This is a genomic window from Rhizobium leguminosarum (assembly GCF_001679785.1).
GTDB classification, from domain to species: Bacteria; Pseudomonadota; Alphaproteobacteria; order Rhizobiales; family Rhizobiaceae; genus Rhizobium; species Rhizobium leguminosarum_R.
In genome coordinates this window covers 1,013,032-1,031,029 of the sequence record NZ_CP016286.1, presented here as the reverse complement: position 1 = coordinate 1,031,029, position 17,998 = coordinate 1,013,032, and the positions used below count along the sequence as shown (strand labels likewise).

Here is a 17,998-nt window from a genome sequence, read left to right as displayed (position 1 = left end):
GTCCCACTCCAATCGTAAACCATCGTCTTACTCCCACAAGACAACACTTACTCAACCGTCGCGGCGCAATCCTTGCACCGAAAATGTCATTGTCAATCAATAACGCGCTTTTACACACAATATACAGCATATTCAAACAGGATTATGAAGGTGGTGCGGGCGACGGTAATCGAACCCGTACAGCCAACGCCGAGGGATTTTAAAGCCACCGCCAGTACCGCATCGTGCAAGAGCGACCCTTCGACCTGTCGGATACCGATGCCGCCAAAGCGTTGGAGGAATGGCTCGACCTGGAGCAATTCCACTACATTTGGCGCCCAACCTTCATCCAAATGGACTCTCCTCGCCCGTCAACTATCACGGAATATCCCAAGTTGCTGATCTCGTGGTGAGCCGTGATCGTCCTCGCCATCCTGGCACTGCTGGTTGTGATTCAGGCGCGGCTGGTCAGGCTCATCGTCCGAGTGTTGTGCGGCATCTGGGCTTGGCCCTGCTTTAAACCTCGATCATGCAGATCACAGGTGGTCCGCTATTCCGCCCCTGAAAGCTACGTTCTGATTTCTGTGAAACGACAACACAAAACCAAGTAGAACGACACTGTGACAACTGCTACCTTGAGTAATCAGACTCGTAGGAGGTGAACTTGGTCGAGAAGTTTATAGTTGCGATGCACGGAATGGGACCGAGACAGCCCACCGCGTCACATGAAGAACGCGGCATGGGACCTAGGCAGCCTGCCCCGCAGACAGGGCCTGGGCCACGACAGCCAGTTGCTCCGTCCAGGCCCTCACCAGTTCCAGCGCCGCCGCCAGTCAAGCGATGACAATCGAACGCAGCCGCGAAAACATTCATTTCAATGTTCTGAGAAACGCCCTCTACCACACGGCGCGACGTATGACGCTGGATCGTTGGAACCGTTGGTGCAGCTTCCTGGTGATCGTATTGGGTGCGGCGGCAATGGCGGACGCCTTGAAAATTTATGGTGTAGATATCCAACGCGGTTGGGTCGGTGCAGCAGTAGCGGTAGTGGGCGCAGCGCAACTGGTCTTTGATTTCGGCGGCAGAGCGAGGGATCATCAAACGCTGCAGCGCGAATATTACCATTTGCTATCTAACATCGAAGCCGAAGCCCAACCTTCTGAAGAGAGGGTGGCTGGCTGGTACAGTCAAATGATCCGGATTGCAGGCGACGAGCCGCCGATGATGCGGGCGCTCGATGCAAAGGCTTACAATGACGCCATCGATGCCAGTGGTTACTACGACCGTAGTCAGCGATTGATAATCCCCGTCACCCATAAGCTTCTCGGCCAGTTCCTTTCTTTTGAAGGCGTGCCTTATGACACGGTGGCCGAAGTCGAAGAACGTAAAAAAATCGCGGCTTGAGTCGAGATCGTTCCAAATGAAATGGATGGGAAAGGCTCGTTAGGACCCATCTTCGTCATCGCCCGCCCGAAACAGGGCCTCATAGTCTCTGCCGCCGTAGAACACATTGACGATCTCAACCGCGTCGGTGACGTGATAGGCGATCACGGCGGAATGCTCAAACGGCACCGTTCGCAAGCCGGGCGCCAGATCATCCCGAGGACGACCGCCGTTCGGGGCATCGCCGATCTTGCGGCACCTCGTCATGATGCGTTTCACGAAGCCATTGGCAATGACGTGGCTCCGACTCATATCGGCAATGTCGATATAAATTTGCCGAAGGTCGCTCAGTGCCTCGGGCCGATAGATGACCTTAGCGCGCCGCATTGCGCGACGCTTTTTCCTGACCTTTCATGAAGCGGTCCATTTCCACTTCCGCCTCTTCTGCTGTCAAACTCGGGCGCGGATCATCAAGAGAACGGCGAATACGAGCCCGCATCGCGTTGAGGCGTTCGGCATCCTCGAGCCGCTGGCGCTGCCACACCCGCACAGCATCCCGCATCGCCTCACTCGTGGTCGCAAATTCACCGGCCTCGACCGTATCGCGAACGCTCCGCAACATATCGGCCGTGAGGGTAATGGTCACCTTTTCCGCGTTTCGCATCGTCGTACACTTTCCTTGATTGCTTATAAAGTATGATAAAATCATACCTGACACCAGAGAAATTGCGATGCCATCCGCATCAGAAACGATGGTGGCGAATACACCCGGGACCGACGGCAGTTTGCGTGATGGGCTGTGCCGAGATCGCTGGACGGGTTACTTCCCGGACCATTCTGCAAATACCTTCAACAACCGATGGATATCAGTTGAGAATACCGTTTCTCTTTGTTAGCAGAAGGAACCACGCGGACGTGGTGGAATCGGTAGACACAAGGGACTTAAACAAAATTGAGTGCACCGGCGGAAACGCCGGCTGTAGAACTGCTCAAAGTCGGGGAAACCTGTCAGATGGCAATCCCGAGCCAAGCCCCGCCAGGGGAAGGTGTAGAGACTAGACGGGCAGCACCTAAGGCAAAGCTAGGGTGAAGGTATAGTCCAGACCACAAACGCCGGAAGGCGGCGGTGAAAGCCGTAGCGGTAAGAAAATCCCTCGGCCTAGGCTATGCGGGTTCGACCCCCGCCGTCCGCACCATTTTCCCCGTAACCCGGCAGGAATCATCCCTTGTCACCTGAGAGAAAACGGAAAAGGCGCGACGAGCCCCATGCCCGCCGCGCCTTTATCATTCCAGCGTCAAAGATCAGGCGAGCTTAGCAGCAAGCTTGGCGACGTGGGCGCCCTGGTATTTCGCGCCTTCCAGCTCGATCTCGGAAGGCTGGCGCGAGCCGTCACCGTTGGTGATGGTGGAGGCGCCGTAGGGCGAGCCGCCCTTGACTTCCTCGGTACCCATCTGGCCCTGGAAGGCATAAGGCAGGCCGGCAACGACCATGCCCTGGTGCAGGAAGGTCGGGATGAAGCCGAGGATGGTCGATTCCTGGCCGCCGTGCTGAGTTGCCGAAGAGGTGAAGACCGAACCGAGTTTGCCGGCGAGTTTGCCGGCGAACCAGAGACCGCCCGTCTGATCCCAGAAATTGCGCATCTGCGAAGCGACCGTGCCGAAGCGGGTGCCGGCGCCGACGATGATCGCGTCATAGTCCGCCAGTTCGTCAACGGTGGCGATCGGAGCCGCCTGGTCGACCTTGTAATAGGAAGCCTTGGCGACGTCTTCCGGAACCAGTTCCGGAACGCGCTTGACGGTGACCTCGGCGCCGGCCGACTTCGCGCCTTCGGCAACCGCATAGGCCATGGTTTCGATATGGCCGTAAGCCGAATAATAAAGGACGAGAACCTTCGCCATCTTCTATCTTCCTTGAAACATCGGGTTGAATTTCGTGTCCGACGCGATTTCTATCAGCGCGCCTGTTTGAACAAAGCCCCGTGCTAAAGAACTCAGTGCTCACCACGCGGAGACGAAAATTCGCTTGCGGTTTTCATTTCGGCAAAAATGACGCATCGCCCGAGTTAAAGAGTTAGCGCATGATGTCGTCCGAAAACCGCCTGCACTTTTCGGCATCATGCTCTGGTGTTTGCAAAGCGACTGAACGACGCTACCTATTCCCCAGCCTCACATCACGGAACATCCCATGAGCCAAGACATCGTCGTCACCGCCGCCATGCTCGCCATCGGCGACGAACTTCTCTCCGGCCGCACCAAGGATAAAAATATCGGCCACCTCGCCGATTTGCTGACGCTTTCCGGCATCGACCTCAAGGAAGTGCGCATCGTCGCCGACGATGAGGACGCGATCGTCGAGGCGCTGAACGCGCTTCGCGGCAAGTATGATTACGTCTTCACATCAGGCGGCATCGGGCCGACGCATGACGACATCACCGCCGATGCCATCTCCAAGGCTTTCGGCGTGCCCTGCGAATATGACGAAACAGCAATGACGCTGCTTGCCGAGATGTACCGCCGCCGCGAGATGGAATTCACCGAGGCGCGCCAGCGCATGGCGCGCATGCCGCGCGGGGCTGCGCATATCGCCAATCCGGTCTCGACGGCGCCGGGCTTCATCATCGGCAACGTCCATGTCATGGCCGGCGTGCCGCAGGTCTTCCAGGCGATGGTCGACAATGTGCTGCCGATGCTTCGAACCGGCACGCCGGTGCTTTCGCTCGCTATCGCCTGCCCTTACGGAGAAGGCGAGATCGGCACGCCGCTGACCGCGATCCAGAAGGCACATTCGGAAACCAGCATCGGTTCGTACCCGCGTTATATCGGCCAGAAATTCTCGACCGAGATCGTCGTACGCGGCCGCTCCCAGGCGGCAATCGATGCGGCCGGCGCCGAGGTGCAGGCGATGATCGACGCCATCCGCCAAAGGAAGGACATCGCCGAAAACCATTCCGCCGAGGCTTGAGGGCAACGCCGGAACTGGAAGCCATCCTTGATCCCGATCAAGGAACAGGAGAACGGTCTGGCGCATTCCTTCCCTCGCGCAAGCCATTTCAGCGCAAGGAGAATTGATATGTCTTACAAAACCATTCTCGCCATTCTCGATACATCAGACAATAGTTCTGCGGTTGCCGATTTCGCCTTTGCCATCGCCGCTGAAAGCGGCGCCCATGTGATCGGCCTGCATGCCGAAATCATTTCCGCCGTGCCGCTGGTGGCGCCGATGGAAATCCCCGATCCCGTTGCCGTGCAGGCGCTGCAGGACATGGCGCATAGCGAAACGATTGCCGTCGAGCGCATCTTCAGGGCGAAAGCGGAGGCATCCGGTGCCTCCTTCGAATGGCGCAGCTTTGCCACATCAACCGGTTATGGCTCCGCCCCGCTGATCGAAAGTGCGCGCAGCGCCGACCTCCTGATCGCCTCGCAGGCCGACCCGGCCAAACCTTCCGACAGCCACGTCGACGTCGACAGTTTCCTTTTCGAAACCGGCCGGCCGGTGCTGATGATCCCCTATATCATCCGCAAGCCGAAGCCGATCAAACGCGTATTGATCGCCTGGAACGGCTCGAAGGAGGCGGCGCGCGCAACCTTCGACGCGCTGCCGATCCTCAAAGCCGCCGACGAGGTGGAGATCTTTTCAGTCGATCCGGCCGACACGGCGCTGCAATCGCCGCTGACCGCCGGCGCCGACATTGCCGCGACGCTGGCGCGTCATGGCGTCAAGGCGACGCTTTCGACGGCGCAAAGTGCGGACAAGAGCGCATCGCATGTCATCGAGAACCGGCTTTCGGACAGCAGCATCGATCTTCTCGTCATGGGCGCCTATACGCATTCGTGGCTCTGGCAGATGATCTTCGGCGGCACGACGAAGACCTTGCTGCAGTCGATGACGGCGCTCACCCTGTTATCGCGTTGATTGGCTGCTCTTGCCTTTTGCCGGCAAATCCCGCTAATTGCGGCGACCGATGACAGCTTCGAGCCTCGGCCCATCTCGCGCAGTTCCGGCTGCGCGATTTGCGTTTTGCCAATCGCCGCTTCAAGCCCATCCGGTCGCCGGCAAACGGCGTGTCGTTTTTTCATGCCGCGGAGAGCAGCCCGATGTCCCTTCCCGATAAAGCCTTTCCCGTTTCCTGGGATCAGTTCCACCGCGATGCGCGCGCCCTTGCCTGGCGGCTTGCCGGCTTGAATCAGACGTTCAAGGCGATCGTCTGCATCACCCGCGGCGGCCTCGTTCCGGCTGCGATCATCTCGCGCGAACTGAACATCCGGCTGATCGAGACCGTCTGCGTCGCGTCCTATCATGACTATGTGAACCAAGGCGATATGGTGCTGCTCAAGGGAATAGCGCCCGAACTTATGGAGAATGGCGGCGAAACCGTGCTGGTCGTCGATGATCTGACAGATACCGGCAAGACCGCCGCACAGGTGCGCACAATGCTGCCGAGGGCACATTTCGCCTGCGTCTATGCCAAGCCGAAGGGCGTGCCGACCGTCGACACCTTCATCACCGAGGTGAGCCAGGATACCTGGATCTACTTCCCGTGGGACATGGGCTTCACCTATCAGGAGCCGATCGCCAAGGGTGCCGGCTGATCGCCGCCAATCAAAGCGCGCCACCCTTATATTTACCACTTGAAAATTGTTCCAGATTTTGTCGGCGAGGTTTGCTGAATCCGCTATCGGGATCTGCACATCTATTTTATCTGTTGCTTATAGACTGCTGCCTAATTCCTTCAATCGGAATCGATTCAAGGATGAAATTATGCAGCAATTCAAATGATACAGCGTCCTTTGCGGCTCTCGAAAAGACGCGCGGCGCTGAAGGGCGTGCGAATCGTATCAAATTGCGCTTAAAGCGTGCAACGATCGATACGGTACAAGGAAACAAGATGGCACGGTGGGGGCATATAAGAGCGGTTGTGACCGTCGGGCTGGCGGCCTTTCTGTTGCCGCTGGCGCCTGTCCGCGCTGAACCTGCCTATATTCCCCTCGTGCGCGACTATGTCGAGAAGCGGGTCCGGCCAATTGTGGAAACGCCATTGGTGCTGAAAGCCATTGCCGAGCAGAACGCAAAATTCGGCAATGTCAGCGAAATGGATATGCGAGTGCTCGACGAGACCTACCGGTCTGAGGTCGATCAGCACCACCTGCAGATGGTCAAGCTGCTGCTCGACAAATCCGTGTCGCATTACCTGAAAGCCAAGCAGGACGCCTCGCAGGGCGCGATCATCGAATTTTTCGTCACCGACAGCCACGGGCTGAATGTCGGGCAGAGCACCATCACCGCCGACTATTGGCAGGGCGACGAGGAGAAATATCTCAGAACCTTCGCCAACAGCTCCCGCGAGATCTTCATCGACCGGGCCGAACGCAATGAATCCACGCAGAATCTCGAGACGCAGGCGAGCTTTGTCGTCATGGACGAAGAGAACAGGCCGATTGGCGTCGCCATCGTCACCATCGCCATTGATGCGCTTTAAGAGCGCTGATCTCACCGACGAATCGGCATGCGCATTTGCGCCGGAAATGCCATCATAAGATTTGTCGCAGGACGCTTTTTTGCCATTCTAAGGTTTTCCTTAGCCGGCAACGCCTGCAAGCCATTGTAATATCAGCGCTCCCCGCCTTTCCCCAATCTCCACAGGCGCATCCACAACATGTTGTGGTTAGCAATCAATTAAAAGCCAGCCCTTGACGGAATCAGCTGTTTCAAACTTTACTGATCCTGATGTTGCGGCGGCGACAGGACCGGCGGTAACGAGCCCGGTTCCCTTTTGAAAATTAGGACGCGGAATCAGGGCGATGGACCGGGAACGGTTCAGGCCCGACGGGATTTTTGCGCGGTTTTCAGCCTCCAAAAAAAGTGACATCGGGGCTGGCGATAATAAGCTGTTAATACTATATTTAGTGTTTGCAGCCACCATCACCACAAGATACAGGAAGGACATCTCCGGATGACACCCCTGTCACAATACGGAAACGAGACTGGCTGCGCGACGACAAAGTGCCGCCGGATAGGAATTTTGCGCCGAGGTCGCGGGGACCGGGCGCCAACACGAGGTCAAGACAATGCGCATCGAACGTCGTTTCACAAAGGCCGGCCAAGGCGCCTATGCGGATATCGAATTCCGCAAGGCGACGAGCGAGATCAAGAACCCCGACGGTTCGATCGTGTTCCGCCTCGAGAACATCGACGTTCCCGCGCAGTTCTCCCAGGTCGCGACCGACGTTCTGGCGCAGAAGTATTTCCGCAAGGCCGGCGTTCCCACCCGGCTGAAGAAGGTCGAGGAAAACGATGTTCCTTCCTTCCTGTGGCGCTCCGTTCCCGACGATGCTGCGCTGAAGACCCTGTCCAAGGACGAACAGACCGGCTCCGAAATCGATGCGCGCCAGGTCTTCGACCGTCTTGCCGGCACCTGGACCTATTGGGGCTGGAAGGGCGGCTATTTCTCCTCCGAGGAAGATGCCTCGGCCTTCAAGGACGAGCTTGCCTATATGCTCGCCACCCAGCGCGTCGCCCCGAACTCGCCGCAGTGGTTCAACACCGGCCTGCATTGGACCTACGGCATCGATGGTCCCGGCCAGGGCCATTTCTATGTCGATCCCTTCACCGGCAAGCTAACCAAGTCCAAGTCGGCCTACGAACATCCGCAGCCGCATGCTTGCTTCATCCAGTCTGTGGAGGACGATCTCGTCAACGAAGGCGGCATCATGGACCTCTGGGTGCGTGAAGCGCGGCTGTTCAAATACGGCTCCGGCACCGGCTCCAACTTCTCGATGCTGCGCGGCGAAGGCGAAAAGCTTTCCGGCGGCGGCCGCTCCTCCGGCCTGATGAGCTTCCTGAAGATCGGCGACCGCGCCGCAGGCGCCATCAAATCGGGCGGCACGACGCGCCGCGCCGCCAAGATGGTGGTCGTCGATATCGACCATCCGGATATCGAGGAATACATCAACTGGAAGGTCAAGGAAGAGCAGAAGGTTGCGGCTCTCGTGACCGGCTCGAAGGTCGTCGCCAAACATCTGAAGGCGATCATGAAGGCCTGCTTCAACTGCGAAGGCGGCGATAACGGCGATTGCTACGATCCCAACAAGAACCCTGCCCTGAAGCGCGAAATCCGCGCCGCCAAGAAGGACCAGGTTCCGGAGAACTACGTCCAGCGCGTCATCCAGTTCGCCCGCCAGGGCTACAAGGATCTCCAATTCAAGACCTACGACACGGATTGGGATTCGGAAGCCTACCTCACGGTATCCGGCCAGAACTCCAACAACTCCGTCTCGATCAAGGACGACTTCCTGCGCGCCGTCGAGAATGATGGCGAATGGAACCTGACCGCCCGCAAGGACGGCCGGGTGATGAAGACGCTGAAGGCCCGCGATCTCTGGGAAACGATTTCCTACGCCGCCTGGGCTTCGGCCGATCCGGGCATCCATTTCAACACGACGATGAACGACTGGCACACTTCGCCGGCCGGCGGCCCGATCCGCGGCTCGAACCCGTGCTCGGAATACATGTTCCTCGACGACACCGCCTGCAACCTTGCCTCGCTGAACCTGCTGCAGTTCAAGGATAAGGCTACCAAGCGCATCAACATCGCCGATTACGAACATGCGGTTCGCCTGTGGACCGTCGTGCTCGAAATCTCGGTGATGATGGCGCAGTTCCCGTCGAAGCGCATCGCCGAACTCTCCTACGAATACCGCACGCTCGGCCTTGGCTACGCCAATATCGGCGGCCTGCTGATGTCGTCGGGCATTCCCTATGACTCCACGGAGGCCCGCGCCATCGCAGGCTCGCTGACCGCGATCATGACCGGCATCTGCTATGCGACCTCGGCCGAAATGGCCGCCGAGCTCGGCCCGTTCCCGAACTTCGCGCCGAACCGCGAGAGCATGCTCAAGGTCATTCGCAACCATCGCCGTGCGGCGCATGGCGAGAGCTCCGGCTATGAAGCGCTGTCGATCAACCCGGTCGCGCTGATCCATTCGGAAAACCCGGACCAGGATCTCGTCGCCCACGCCAAATCGGCCTGGGACAAGGCGCTCGAGCTTGGTGAACAGCATGGCTACCGCAATGCCCAGGTCTCGGTCATCGCGCCCACCGGCACGATCGGTCTGGTCATGGATTGCGACACGACGGGCATCGAGCCCGACTTCGCCCTCGTCAAGTTCAAGAAGCTCGCCGGCGGCGGCTACTTCAAGATCATCAACCGCGCCGTGCCCGACGCGCTGCGCACACTCGGCTATTCGGAAAGCCAGATCGCCGAGATCGAGGCCTATGCCGTCGGCCACGGCAACCTGAACCAGGCACCGGCTGTCAATCCGTCGACGCTGAAGACCAAGGGCTTCACCGACGAGAAGGTCGAAGCTGTCAACGCCGCGCTGAAGAGCGCCTTCGACATCAAGTTCGTCTTCAACCAGTGGACGCTCGGCGCCGACTTCCTGAAGGAGACGCTGAAGGTTTCCGACGAACAGCTCGCCGACATGAGCTTCAGCCTGCTCGACCATATCGGCTTCTCGAAGAAGGACATCGAAGCCGCCAACATCCATGTCTGCGGTGCGATGACACTGGAAGGCGCGCCCTTCCTCAAGAATGAGCACCTGCCGGTCTTCGATTGCGCCAATCCGTGCGGCAAGGTCGGCAAGCGCTACCTCTCGGTCGAAAGCCATATCCGCATGATGGCGGCTGCCCAGCCGTTCATCTCCGGCGCAATTTCCAAGACGATCAACATGCCGAACGAGGCGACCGTCGAGGATTGCAAGAACGCCTACATGCTCTCCTGGAAGCTTGGCCTCAAGGCCAACGCGCTCTATCGCGACGGCTCGAAACTGTCGCAGCCGCTCAACTCCTCGCTGATCGAGGACGAAGACGACGACGATACGCTGGAGGAACTGCTGCAGGCGCCGCTGGCCGCCCAGGCCGTTACCGTCACCGAGAAGATCATCGAGCGGGTGATCGAACGAGTTTCGCGCGAACGCGAGAAGCTGCCGAACCGCCGCCAGGGCTATACCCAGAAGGCCGCCGTCGGCGGACACAAGGTCTATCTCCGCACCGGTGAATTCGGCGACGGCCGCATCGGCGAGATCTTCATCGACATGCACAAGGAAGGCGCTGCCTTCCGTGCGATGATGAACAATTTTGCCATCGCCATCTCGCTCGGCCTGCAATATGGCGTGCCGCTCGAGGAATATGTCGAGGCCTTCACCTTCACCAAGTTCGAGCCGGCCGGCATGGTCATCGGCAATGACGCAATCAAGAACGCCACCTCGATCCTCGACTATGTCTTCCGCGAGCTTGCCGTCTCTTATCTCGGCCGCCATGACCTGGCGCATGTCGATACGTCGGATTTCTCGAACACCGCACTCGGCAAGGGCATCCAGGAAGGCAAGACCAACCTGCTCTCCACCGGCTGGACCCGCGGCTACAAGCCGACGCTGGTGTCCGGCACCGGCGGCGAACGCCAGGCAGGCGAACCCAAGGGTGCAGCAACCGCCGCCCCTGCGCGCGCCGCCTCCACCGGCACCGTGACTGCCTTTGCAGGCGCGGCTGCCCGCAAGCTGGAGCCGACGATTGCCGTCTCCACCTCCGAAATCGTTGCCTTCAAGCGCGACTACGAGGAGCGCGCCAAGGAACTGGCGGAAGAGATCGCCGAAGAGGTGACCGAGGAACTCACCAGCGACGCAACGGCCTTGTTCTCCGACAAGGCGGCAGCCGACGCGGCAACGGCGAAATCCGAAGCCAAGAAGCGCGAAGCCGAACGCCGCCAGCGCTCGATCATGCAGGGCTATACCGGCAACATGTGCTCGGAGTGCCAGAACTTCACGATGGTGCGGAATGGGACCTGCGAGAAGTGCGACACGTGTGGTGCTACGAGCGGGTGTAGCTAAGTAGGCTTGTTGCTCTTTAGTTCTGGAGTGAAAACCCGAAGCAAGAACTGGCCACCGCAACCGGCATTCAACAATGCAGATTTTCCAGGCACTCAAGGTGCCTGGAAATTGTCAAAGTGAGAAGGGGAGCGGCTCACAGATGGCGGCCTTGGCTGAGATTGCAAACTCGATTCGCCGAAGGCCAAGCCGACGAAAAAGTTCGATAGTGCTGATCGCGGCATCAATGGCGTCCGTGCTTACGAGCTGCTCGACCATCGATTTCGACGATCTGCAGGCTGGTACTTTCTCTGGAACGTTGATCGTCATGTGGGTTGGTGAAGGCGATAGGGCTGGCGATGGGAAATTCGTATTCGTGCCCGACCCACATGCCCCATTGACGTTCCGCCGTCCTGACGGCAACTCGGCTCCGCTCGTTCCGGATATCATGTACACTGACGGCGGCTCCGTGCCGAAGATCGTTCAACCGTTCAAGGGCTTTAACCCGTGGGGCTAAGCACCCGCCTACATGATCCATGACTGGATTTTCACCGCGCGCCACTGCCTCGATGACGGACGATGAGATCCCATCTACACTGCCATCGAGCATATCGACTTCCACGATTCGGCCGTCGTTCTCGGCGAGGCCATCCACACCTTGATGAAGAAAAATCGCGTTTCCGAGAACGACATTGCGAAACAGGCGATCACCGAGGCAGTCAACAGCCCGATCGCTGCGAAGATCTGGAAGGGGCATCACGGCCAATGCGAGAATGACGCCGTCAAGCCAGAGCATCTGCGTGAGATCGAGAGATTCCTGACAGGATCGACGGCCGACCAGGCGAAGCGACGCAACCTGAACATTGCGGGAGCCGCCAATTCACTGCGACGGCCATCGCGTGCTGTTGAGGTCGGGAGAGTGGCATTTTAGATTGCCGACATATCTATCTTCAGCTCCCGGATGACTCACCAAACTTGCCGAGTCTACGCACTTCCGACCCCGTTTCAAAAGGGCAGGAAGTCGAACAGCCGCTTGCTTGCGCTTGCCGCCCACGAGGGCTTCACGATCCCGGCCGCCAATGGCGGGCCGGACGATGGAGCCAAGGGCGATTGATAGAACCGGTTGAGCATCGCGTCGCACACGTAGTGCCCCCAGTTCGTCAAATGCTCCGTCTCCTTCGCGCCCAGAAAATGGAGATAGGTGCCGACCTCCGAGGGAACGACCGAGGACGGCGGCAGCGTGTAGGACGCGTAGGGCTTGAGCTCGACGTCCTTGCTGTCGATCGCCCAATAGACGCCGCGGGTTCTTGCGCGCAGTGTCGATTTCGCGAGATCGTCGAGGCCAAGCCTATCAGCCTGTTTTGCGGCCTTGAAGCCACCGATCAGGTCTCGGCGCCTCAACGACCGCACCTGATTGTCGGTCGTATCGAGAACGCGCTTGAGCTGGGAGAGATAGTTCCAGTATCCGTGGCTCGAGGATCGCCAAGGCGCTCCGGCATCGCTGACAAGCAGGCAGTCGCAGCGTTTCAGCGCCGGCTCGATGCCGTGATTGTCATAGACGCCGCCGTCGCTCAATATCGCCCTGCCCGGAGCAACCGTTTCGCCAACGCTGTCGTCGAGCTTTTCCCTCTTCCAGGAAAACCGCGACAGGTCCAATCGCAGCGGCGACAGCACCGGCGGGAATGCTGCCGAAGCAGCAACCGCAGTCGCGAGCGAAAGTGTCGGATGAAACGACACCCCGATCCTGTAATCCGCGATATAGCGGTTCGACATCCGGAAGAGTGAACCAGTGCTGAGATTGCTGGAGCAAAATACGAACCAGGGCAATCCCGGAAGATCACTCAGGCTTGGTGATTTTCCGTCGAAGAGATGCCGCTCGTAGAGTTTGGCGGCTTCCTCCGCCGCGCTCGAGAAGGGGTTGAACACCCCCTTCAGGAAGCTCGGCCCATCCGCAAAGACCTGGCTGAAGGCCAGGATGCGATCCAAATACTCAGCTTTGAAATTGACGGCGACCTCGTTCTCGAAGACCAGCCGTGGCCACACATAGGCCAGCAAGCCGGATGCGATAGATCCGCCCGACACCGACGAGACCATATCGAGTTTCGCCAGAAGACCGGCCTCGTTGAGTCTCGCAAGCGATCCCGCATGGAAAAGCATGGCCCGATAGCCGCCGCCCGAAAGGCAAAGGCCGAGTTGGTAGCTCCACAGGCTTCTCGGGTTCGTCGAATCCCGACAAGACGGTGTTTTCCTCGAAATGCTCGTGCTCTGACATGCTTTGTCGTGTCACGTTTAAATGGATGGCGACGATGTATACCGGATCAAGACCGACGCGAAGGAATGTCATAGCGCATTTGCGCAGAGATTGGCGATTCGGAACCATCTTACACTTCGATCCGCCAGACCGCGGAGTAGCCGAAGCCTGCCTGGGTCGGCTCCGATCGGACTTGCAAGAACATTCCTCCCGATGTTGAATAGCGATCACGAACGCGGGGGGAATCAATGCGTTACATCGTTGCTGGGTTGTTGTTTCTATGCGCATTTCCTCTGTCTGCGGCAGAGATCACGCGGCAGCCGTTGGAGAATGATACGGACCTGATCTCCGTCACGGGCGTCTTGAATGACGGTGACGAAATCATCTTCAGAAACCTGGCCACGGCCTCCAGCAAGGCCCTTGTTTTTCTAAACAGCGAGGGCGGGGATCTCAAAGCCGGGATCGAGATCGGGCGTGCCATCCGCCTTCGAGGCTTTGCAACGGCCACCCCGCCGGGGACCTTGTGTGCGTCAGCTTGCGCCCTCACCTGGCTTGCCGGGTCGCCCCGGTTTCTTCAGCCCGAGTCCAATATCGGCTTCCATGCCGCCTATCGCGTAGTGGACGGCAAGGCCAGCGAGAGCGGCGTCGCCAATGCGCTGGTCGGAGCTTATCTCAACCAGCTGGGATTGTCCGAGACTGCCATCGCCTACGTGACGTCGGCACCACCTGAAGGCATCGCGTGGCTGACGGCCGCCAAGGCGCAGACCGTGGGCATCACTTACGACGCGATTGACGAGGACGGACCTGATCCGGCGTCCGAGGGGGCAAGACGTTTCCGCACGACCCGATGGGCACGGTGACGGCATTCTACTCCGCGCTCGCAGCCGCCGATGGTGAAACCGCCTCAGCGCTGGTCGTTCCGGAGAAGCGCGGCCAAGGCCCCTTCAACGAGGCGTCGATCCACGCCTTCTTCGGCACGATGTCGGAGCCGCTCAAACTCACAGGCACGGCGCTGCGCGGTAATGATGATGTCAGGGTTTCGTACCAATACGTCACCAGTGACGGCCGTCGCTGCCAGGGTCGCGCCGATGTCCAGACCACCTACGTGTTTGGCAAGACCCTGGTCTCGAGGATCAAAGCGCTTGATGGCTGCTAAGCAGCCGTCTTACCTCGAAGGCAGCCACCGGGTGACTGCAGAACGTCGGCGTTCGCTTGACCGAAGGAGACTGACCTTCGTCTCAGACGGGCCGTTCGAAACGGACGGTCCTGATGCCATTGAAAGCACGGAGTAATGTTCCGAGCGCTGCCTGGCCGCTTCCGATTTGTCACTACATTCCCGATGTGTTGCCATAGGCCCACCGCGCTTCTCCGGATTCATTACAGTCGGTCTGCCGCTACGGTCTGACGCGGTCAGGATGCGCCACCTGGAAGGCCGGCAGTTCGGCGCATCTGGCGTCGATGTCGACGATGCGCTTGAAAGCGGTCAACTCCACTCCCCAGCGGCGGGCGTTGTAGAGCTGGGGAACGAGACAGAGGTCGGCCATCGTCGGCGCGTCCCCAAAGCTGAACGCGCCATCGGCTTCGCCGATCATCGCTTCCAGTTTCCCCAGTCCGTCGGAGATGAAATGTTTCATCCATTCCTCGCGGGCATCGGGCCTATCCGTCATGCTCATCAGATGCGACACGACATGCAGGTTGCAGATCGGATGGATGTCCATAGCGATCGCATAGGCAAGGGCGCGGACTTTCTGGCGATCGGCAATATCCGATGGCAGCAATCCACATTCCGGCCGGGTCTCGGCGAGGTATTCGACGATCGCCAGCGACTGCGTCAGTGTTTTCCCGTCGATCACCAATGTCGGCACCAGCCCCTGCGGGTTGAGGGCCAGATAGTCCGGCGTCCTGTGCGCGCCCTCCAACAGGTTGATGGACACGGTCTGATAATCGACGCCCAGGAGATTGAGCGCGATGCGGACGCGATAGCTCGCCGATGATCGCCAGTAGTCGTAAAGAACGACCTCGTTCATTGCGGCCCGGCCCCTCGGTGTTTTTCGACCGTCTGCTCGATCGCTCCGAAGATCGAATGGCCGGCATGATCCTTCATCTCGATGCGGACCTGATCCCCGAACTTCATGAAGGGGGTTCTCGGCGAGCCGGCCTCGATCGTCTCGATCATCCTGAGTTCGGCAATGCAGGAGTAGCCGCTTCCGCCGTCTTCCACCGGCTTGCCCGGGCAGCCGCCGTCGAGCTTGTTGGACACCGTTCCCGAGCCGATGATCGTGCCGGAAGCGAGATTGCGGGTTTTGGCGGCATGGGCGATCAACTGGCCAAAATCGAACGTCATGTCGATGCCGGCATTCGCCTTACCGAATAGCTTGCCGTTCAAGCTCACCAGCAGCGGGAGATGCAGCTTGCGGCCATCCCACGCATCTCCAAGCTCGTCCGGCGTCACCGCGACCGGAGAAAATGCCGATGCCGGCTTCGATTGGAAGAAGCCAAATCCCTTCGCCAACTCGTCCGGGATCAGACCGCGCAGCGAGACGTCGTTGACCAGCATCAGCAGACGGATGGCGCCGCGTGCGACCTCCGGGCTGCAACCCATGGCGACGTCGCCGGTGATGACGGCGACCTCGCCCTCCATGTCGATCCCGTAAGCCTCGTCAGCCATCACGATCGGGTCGCGCGGCGCGAGGAAAGCGTCCGACCCGCCCTGATAGATCAGCGGATCGGTCCAGAAGCTCGCCGGCATCTCGGCGCCGCGTGCCTTGCGCACCAGTTCGACATGGTTGACGTAAGCGGAGCCGTCGGCCCATTGATAGGCCCGCGGCAAAGGTGACGTTACGTCATGTTCGTGAAACCGGATCGTCGGCTGGGCTCCGGTCTCGACGCCTTCGGCAATGAGCGCGAGCCTCGGAGCCACATGCGCCCAGTCATCGAGTGCTGCCTGCAGGGTCCGGGCGATGTGACCGACCTCCGAACAGCGGGTCAGGTCGCGGGAAACGACGACGAGCCGGCCGTCCCGCGTGGAGTCTTTTAACGTCGCAAGTTTCATGTCCGAGATCCCGTGCAGGAGGATGACTTCAGTTGATGCATCACTTGATACCCCCTCACTTGATACCAGAGGTTCCGTCGAACTTGCGTTCCAGGCCGTCCCAGCATTCCAGGTAATTATCCTGCAGCGTCTCGAGCTCGGCTGCGTATTTCGTCAGTTGCTGCGGGTACCGGGTCTCGAACATGAAGGCCATGGTGTGATCGAGCTTCACCGGTTTGAGCTCGGTATTGGATGCCTTTTCGAAGGCGAGCGCATCCGGCCCGTGCGGAAGCATCATGTTGTGCAGGCTCATGCCACCAGGCACGAAGCCCTCCTCCTTGGCGTCATACTGGCCGTGGATCAGCCCCATGAATTCGCTCATGATGTTGCGGTGGTACCAGGGCGGACGGAAGGTGTGCTCGGCGACCAGCCAGCGCGGCGGAAAGATCACGAAATCGACATTCGCCGTGCCCGCATCTTCGGTCGGCGCGGTCAGCACAGAAAAAATCGACGGATCGGGATGATCGAAGCGGATCGCGCCAACAGGAGAAAATGTCCGCAGATCGTATTTGAACGGGGCGTAGTTGCCATGCCAGGCCACCACATCCAGCGGCGAATGGCCGATATCCGTGACATAGAATTTTCCGCACCACTTCACATGCACGCGGCAAGGCGTTTCCTTGTCCTCGAATGCGGCGACAGGCGTCTTGAAATCGCGCGGGTTTGCCAGGCAGTTGGCGCCGATCGGCCCGCGGTCCGGCAGGGTGAATTTCGCGCCGTAATTCTCGCATATATAGCCACGCCAGACCGTCTGCTCGCCGCCCTTCAGAATCTTGAACATCATGCCGCGCGGGATCAGGCATATTTCCAGGGGCTCGACGTCCATGATGCCCATTTCGGTGAACACTCTGATGGCGCCGAGCTGCGGCACGATCAGCAGTTCACCATCGGCATTGAAGAAGTAATCGTCGACCATGTCCTCATTGAAGACATAGGCATGGGCTGACATGCCCACCTGGGTGGCGGCATCGCCTGCCGTCGTGATGGTCCGCACCCCTTCGAGGAATGTCAGCCTTTCCGCGGGTGCGGGGATGGGATCCCAGCGAAGCTGGCCGAGGGGAAGCGAATGTTCGTCCAGGCACGGCGCGGTTTTCCAGAGCGGATAGGACGCGTTGGAGAAGCGGCGGGTATGACGCACGCTCGGGCGGATGCGGTAAAGCCAGGACCTTTCGTTGGTCCCGCGCGGCGCGGTGAACGGCGAGCCGGAAAGCTGCTCCGCATAGAGACCATAGTTGCACTTCTGCGGGCTGTTCTGGCCTTGCGGCAAGGCGCCGGGGAGCGACTCGGTTTCGAAGTCATTGCCGAACCCCGGCAAATATTTCAGCGTGTTTGCTGTCGCGGCTTCACCATCCGACGTCTGGATCGATGTCTGGTCCATGCTCACTCCTCCCCGAACACTCCAGCGCCGCGCGTCTGAAAGATGCGCGGCGCTAGTG

General features: G+C 59.4%; 18 protein-coding genes and 1 pseudogene. 10 read left to right on the top strand and 9 right to left on the bottom strand.

Translation table 11 applies throughout. The features are described 5' to 3' along the window. Nucleotides 1-110: 110 nt before the first annotated feature. On the bottom strand, nt 111-332 hold the full coding sequence (locus BA011_RS44150) for a hypothetical protein (protein WP_065279667.1): 222 nt from the start codon (nt 330-332) through the stop codon (nt 111-113). Between the two features lie 487 nt (nt 333-819). Here BA011_RS44150 and BA011_RS05265 point away from each other — a divergent pair, with 487 nt between their 5' ends. Next, complete coding sequence (locus BA011_RS05265; protein WP_151343387.1) at nt 820-1,383, top strand: hypothetical protein; 564 nt, start codon at nt 820-822, stop codon at nt 1,381-1,383. A gap of 39 nt (nt 1,384-1,422) precedes the next feature. Here the strand turns inward: BA011_RS05265 and BA011_RS05260 are convergent, their stop codons facing one another. The 3 genes from BA011_RS05260 to wrbA form a co-directional block, all read right to left on the bottom strand. Next, nucleotides 1,423-1,749, bottom strand: a complete 327-nt coding sequence (locus BA011_RS05260) for a type II toxin-antitoxin system RelE/ParE family toxin (RefSeq protein WP_065279665.1) — start codon at nt 1,747-1,749, stop codon at nt 1,423-1,425. Beyond that, complete coding sequence (locus tag BA011_RS05255; RefSeq protein WP_026265193.1) at nt 1,736-2,026, bottom strand: ribbon-helix-helix domain-containing protein; 291 nt, start codon at nt 2,024-2,026, stop codon at nt 1,736-1,738. Before BA011_RS05255 ends, BA011_RS05260 begins: the two co-directional genes overlap by 14 nt. Before the next feature lie 638 nt (nt 2,027-2,664). Beyond that, nucleotides 2,665-3,261: an NAD(P)H:quinone oxidoreductase type IV gene (gene wrbA / locus BA011_RS05250; RefSeq protein WP_065279664.1), complete on the bottom strand. Its 597-nt coding sequence runs from the start codon at nt 3,259-3,261 to the stop codon at nt 2,665-2,667. Nucleotides 3,262-3,547: 286 nt separating this feature from the next. On the opposite strand from wrbA, the gene BA011_RS05245 reads away from it, so the two are divergent. From BA011_RS05245 to BA011_RS05230, 4 genes are all read left to right on the top strand, one after another. Next, nucleotides 3,548-4,324 (top strand): competence/damage-inducible protein A, encoded by a 777-nt coding sequence (locus BA011_RS05245; RefSeq protein WP_065279663.1) that lies wholly within the window; start codon nt 3,548-3,550, stop codon nt 4,322-4,324. 108 nt (nt 4,325-4,432) lie between these two features. Beyond that, entirely contained in the window at nt 4,433-5,275 is an 843-nt protein-coding gene (locus BA011_RS05240; protein ID WP_065279662.1) for a universal stress protein, read from the top strand. Nucleotides 5,276-5,457: 182 nt separating this feature from the next. Further along, nucleotides 5,458-5,952, top strand: a complete 495-nt coding sequence (gpt, locus tag BA011_RS05235; RefSeq protein WP_011651569.1) for a xanthine phosphoribosyltransferase — start codon at nt 5,458-5,460, stop codon at nt 5,950-5,952. A 296-nt stretch (nt 5,953-6,248) separates the two neighbouring features. Beyond that, nucleotides 6,249-6,839 carry a hypothetical protein gene (locus BA011_RS05230; protein WP_065282418.1) on the top strand — a complete coding sequence of 197 codons (591 nt, stop codon included), beginning with the start codon at nt 6,249-6,251 and terminating at the stop codon, nt 6,837-6,839. Nucleotides 6,840-7,025: 186 nt separating this feature from the next. On the opposite strand, the gene BA011_RS44145 is transcribed toward BA011_RS05230, so the two are convergent. Beyond that, on the bottom strand, nt 7,026-7,307 hold the full coding sequence (locus tag BA011_RS44145) for a hypothetical protein (protein WP_186806503.1): 282 nt from the start codon (nt 7,305-7,307) through the stop codon (nt 7,026-7,028). A 121-nt stretch (nt 7,308-7,428) separates the two neighbouring features. On the opposite strand from BA011_RS44145, the gene BA011_RS05225 reads away from it, so the two are divergent. The 3 genes from BA011_RS05225 (at nt 7,429) to BA011_RS44950 (ending at nt 12,151) form a co-directional block, all read left to right on the top strand. Then, the gene (locus BA011_RS05225; RefSeq protein ID WP_065279661.1) at nt 7,429-11,244 is read left to right on the top strand and encodes a vitamin B12-dependent ribonucleotide reductase; all 3,816 of its coding nucleotides are present in this window, start codon (nt 7,429-7,431) and stop codon (nt 11,242-11,244) included. A 73-nt stretch (nt 11,245-11,317) separates the two neighbouring features. Beyond that, nucleotides 11,318-11,737, top strand: a complete 420-nt coding sequence (locus BA011_RS44955) for a hypothetical protein (RefSeq protein ID WP_237352584.1) — start codon at nt 11,318-11,320, stop codon at nt 11,735-11,737. Nucleotides 11,738-11,881: 144 nt separating this feature from the next. Further along, nucleotides 11,882-12,151, top strand: a complete 270-nt coding sequence (locus BA011_RS44950) for a hypothetical protein (protein ID WP_237352583.1) — start codon at nt 11,882-11,884, stop codon at nt 12,149-12,151. Between the two features lie 74 nt (nt 12,152-12,225). Here the strand turns inward: BA011_RS44950 and BA011_RS05215 are convergent. Further along, nucleotides 12,226-13,492 (bottom strand): annotated as a pseudogene (locus BA011_RS05215) (patatin-like phospholipase family protein). A 227-nt stretch (nt 13,493-13,719) separates the two neighbouring features. Here BA011_RS05215 and BA011_RS05210 point away from each other — a divergent pair. Further along, nucleotides 13,720-14,331 (top strand): ATP-dependent Clp protease proteolytic subunit, encoded by a 612-nt coding sequence (locus BA011_RS05210; RefSeq protein ID WP_237352581.1) that lies wholly within the window; start codon nt 13,720-13,722, stop codon nt 14,329-14,331. Beyond that, entirely contained in the window at nt 14,328-14,627 is a 300-nt protein-coding gene (locus BA011_RS44945) for a hypothetical protein (RefSeq protein WP_237352580.1), read from the top strand. Before BA011_RS05210 ends, BA011_RS44945 begins: the two co-directional genes overlap by 4 nt. Nucleotides 14,628-14,865: 238 nt before the next feature. Here the strand turns inward: BA011_RS44945 and maiA are convergent, their stop codons facing one another. Genes maiA through hmgA form a run of 3 tightly spaced genes read right to left on the bottom strand, consistent with a single transcriptional unit; the run spans nt 14,866 to nt 17,940 of the window. Next, nucleotides 14,866-15,498: a maleylacetoacetate isomerase gene (gene maiA / locus BA011_RS05205; RefSeq protein WP_065279660.1), complete on the bottom strand. Its 633-nt coding sequence runs from the start codon at nt 15,496-15,498 to the stop codon at nt 14,866-14,868. Then, nucleotides 15,495-16,523, bottom strand: a complete 1,029-nt coding sequence (locus BA011_RS05200; RefSeq protein ID WP_065279659.1) for a fumarylacetoacetate hydrolase family protein — start codon at nt 16,521-16,523, stop codon at nt 15,495-15,497. Before BA011_RS05200 ends, maiA begins: the two co-directional genes overlap by 4 nt. Nucleotides 16,524-16,578: 55 nt before the next feature. Next, on the bottom strand, nt 16,579-17,940 hold the full coding sequence (gene hmgA / locus BA011_RS05195; protein ID WP_065279658.1) for a homogentisate 1,2-dioxygenase: 1,362 nt from the start codon (nt 17,938-17,940) through the stop codon (nt 16,579-16,581). Nucleotides 17,941-17,998: the final 58 nt, after the last annotated feature.

Excerpts from the sequence above, each read along its gene's own strand:
- maiA (WP_065279660.1), bottom strand. The coding sequence starts at position 15,498 with ATGAACGAGGTCGTTCTTTACGACTACTGGCGATCATCGGCGAGCTAT.
- BA011_RS44950 (WP_237352583.1), top strand. The coding sequence starts at position 11,882 with ATGAAGAAAAATCGCGTTTCCGAGAACGACATTGCGAAACAGGCGATC.
- BA011_RS05200 (WP_065279659.1), bottom strand. The coding sequence starts at position 16,523 with ATGAAACTTGCGACGTTAAAAGACTCCACGCGGGACGGCCGGCTCGTC.
- BA011_RS05260 (WP_065279665.1), bottom strand. The coding sequence starts at position 1,749 with ATGCGGCGCGCTAAGGTCATCTATCGGCCCGAGGCACTGAGCGACCTT.
- gpt (WP_011651569.1), top strand. The coding sequence starts at position 5,458 with ATGTCCCTTCCCGATAAAGCCTTTCCCGTTTCCTGGGATCAGTTCCAC.
- BA011_RS05225 (WP_065279661.1), top strand. The coding sequence starts at position 7,429 with ATGCGCATCGAACGTCGTTTCACAAAGGCCGGCCAAGGCGCCTATGCG.
- BA011_RS05245 (WP_065279663.1), top strand. The coding sequence starts at position 3,548 with ATGAGCCAAGACATCGTCGTCACCGCCGCCATGCTCGCCATCGGCGAC.
- hmgA (WP_065279658.1), bottom strand. The coding sequence starts at position 17,940 with ATGGACCAGACATCGATCCAGACGTCGGATGGTGAAGCCGCGACAGCA.
- BA011_RS05240 (WP_065279662.1), top strand. The coding sequence starts at position 4,433 with ATGTCTTACAAAACCATTCTCGCCATTCTCGATACATCAGACAATAGT.
- BA011_RS44145 (WP_186806503.1), bottom strand. The coding sequence starts at position 7,307 with ATGTCCTTCCTGTATCTTGTGGTGATGGTGGCTGCAAACACTAAATAT.
- BA011_RS44955 (WP_237352584.1), top strand. The coding sequence starts at position 11,318 with ATGCAGATTTTCCAGGCACTCAAGGTGCCTGGAAATTGTCAAAGTGAG.
- BA011_RS05210 (WP_237352581.1), top strand. The coding sequence starts at position 13,720 with ATGCGTTACATCGTTGCTGGGTTGTTGTTTCTATGCGCATTTCCTCTG.
- wrbA (WP_065279664.1), bottom strand. The coding sequence starts at position 3,261 with ATGGCGAAGGTTCTCGTCCTTTATTATTCGGCTTACGGCCATATCGAA.
- BA011_RS05230 (WP_065282418.1), top strand. The coding sequence starts at position 6,249 with ATGGCACGGTGGGGGCATATAAGAGCGGTTGTGACCGTCGGGCTGGCG.
- BA011_RS05265 (WP_151343387.1), top strand. The coding sequence starts at position 820 with ATGACAATCGAACGCAGCCGCGAAAACATTCATTTCAATGTTCTGAGA.
- BA011_RS05255 (WP_026265193.1), bottom strand. The coding sequence starts at position 2,026 with ATGCGAAACGCGGAAAAGGTGACCATTACCCTCACGGCCGATATGTTG.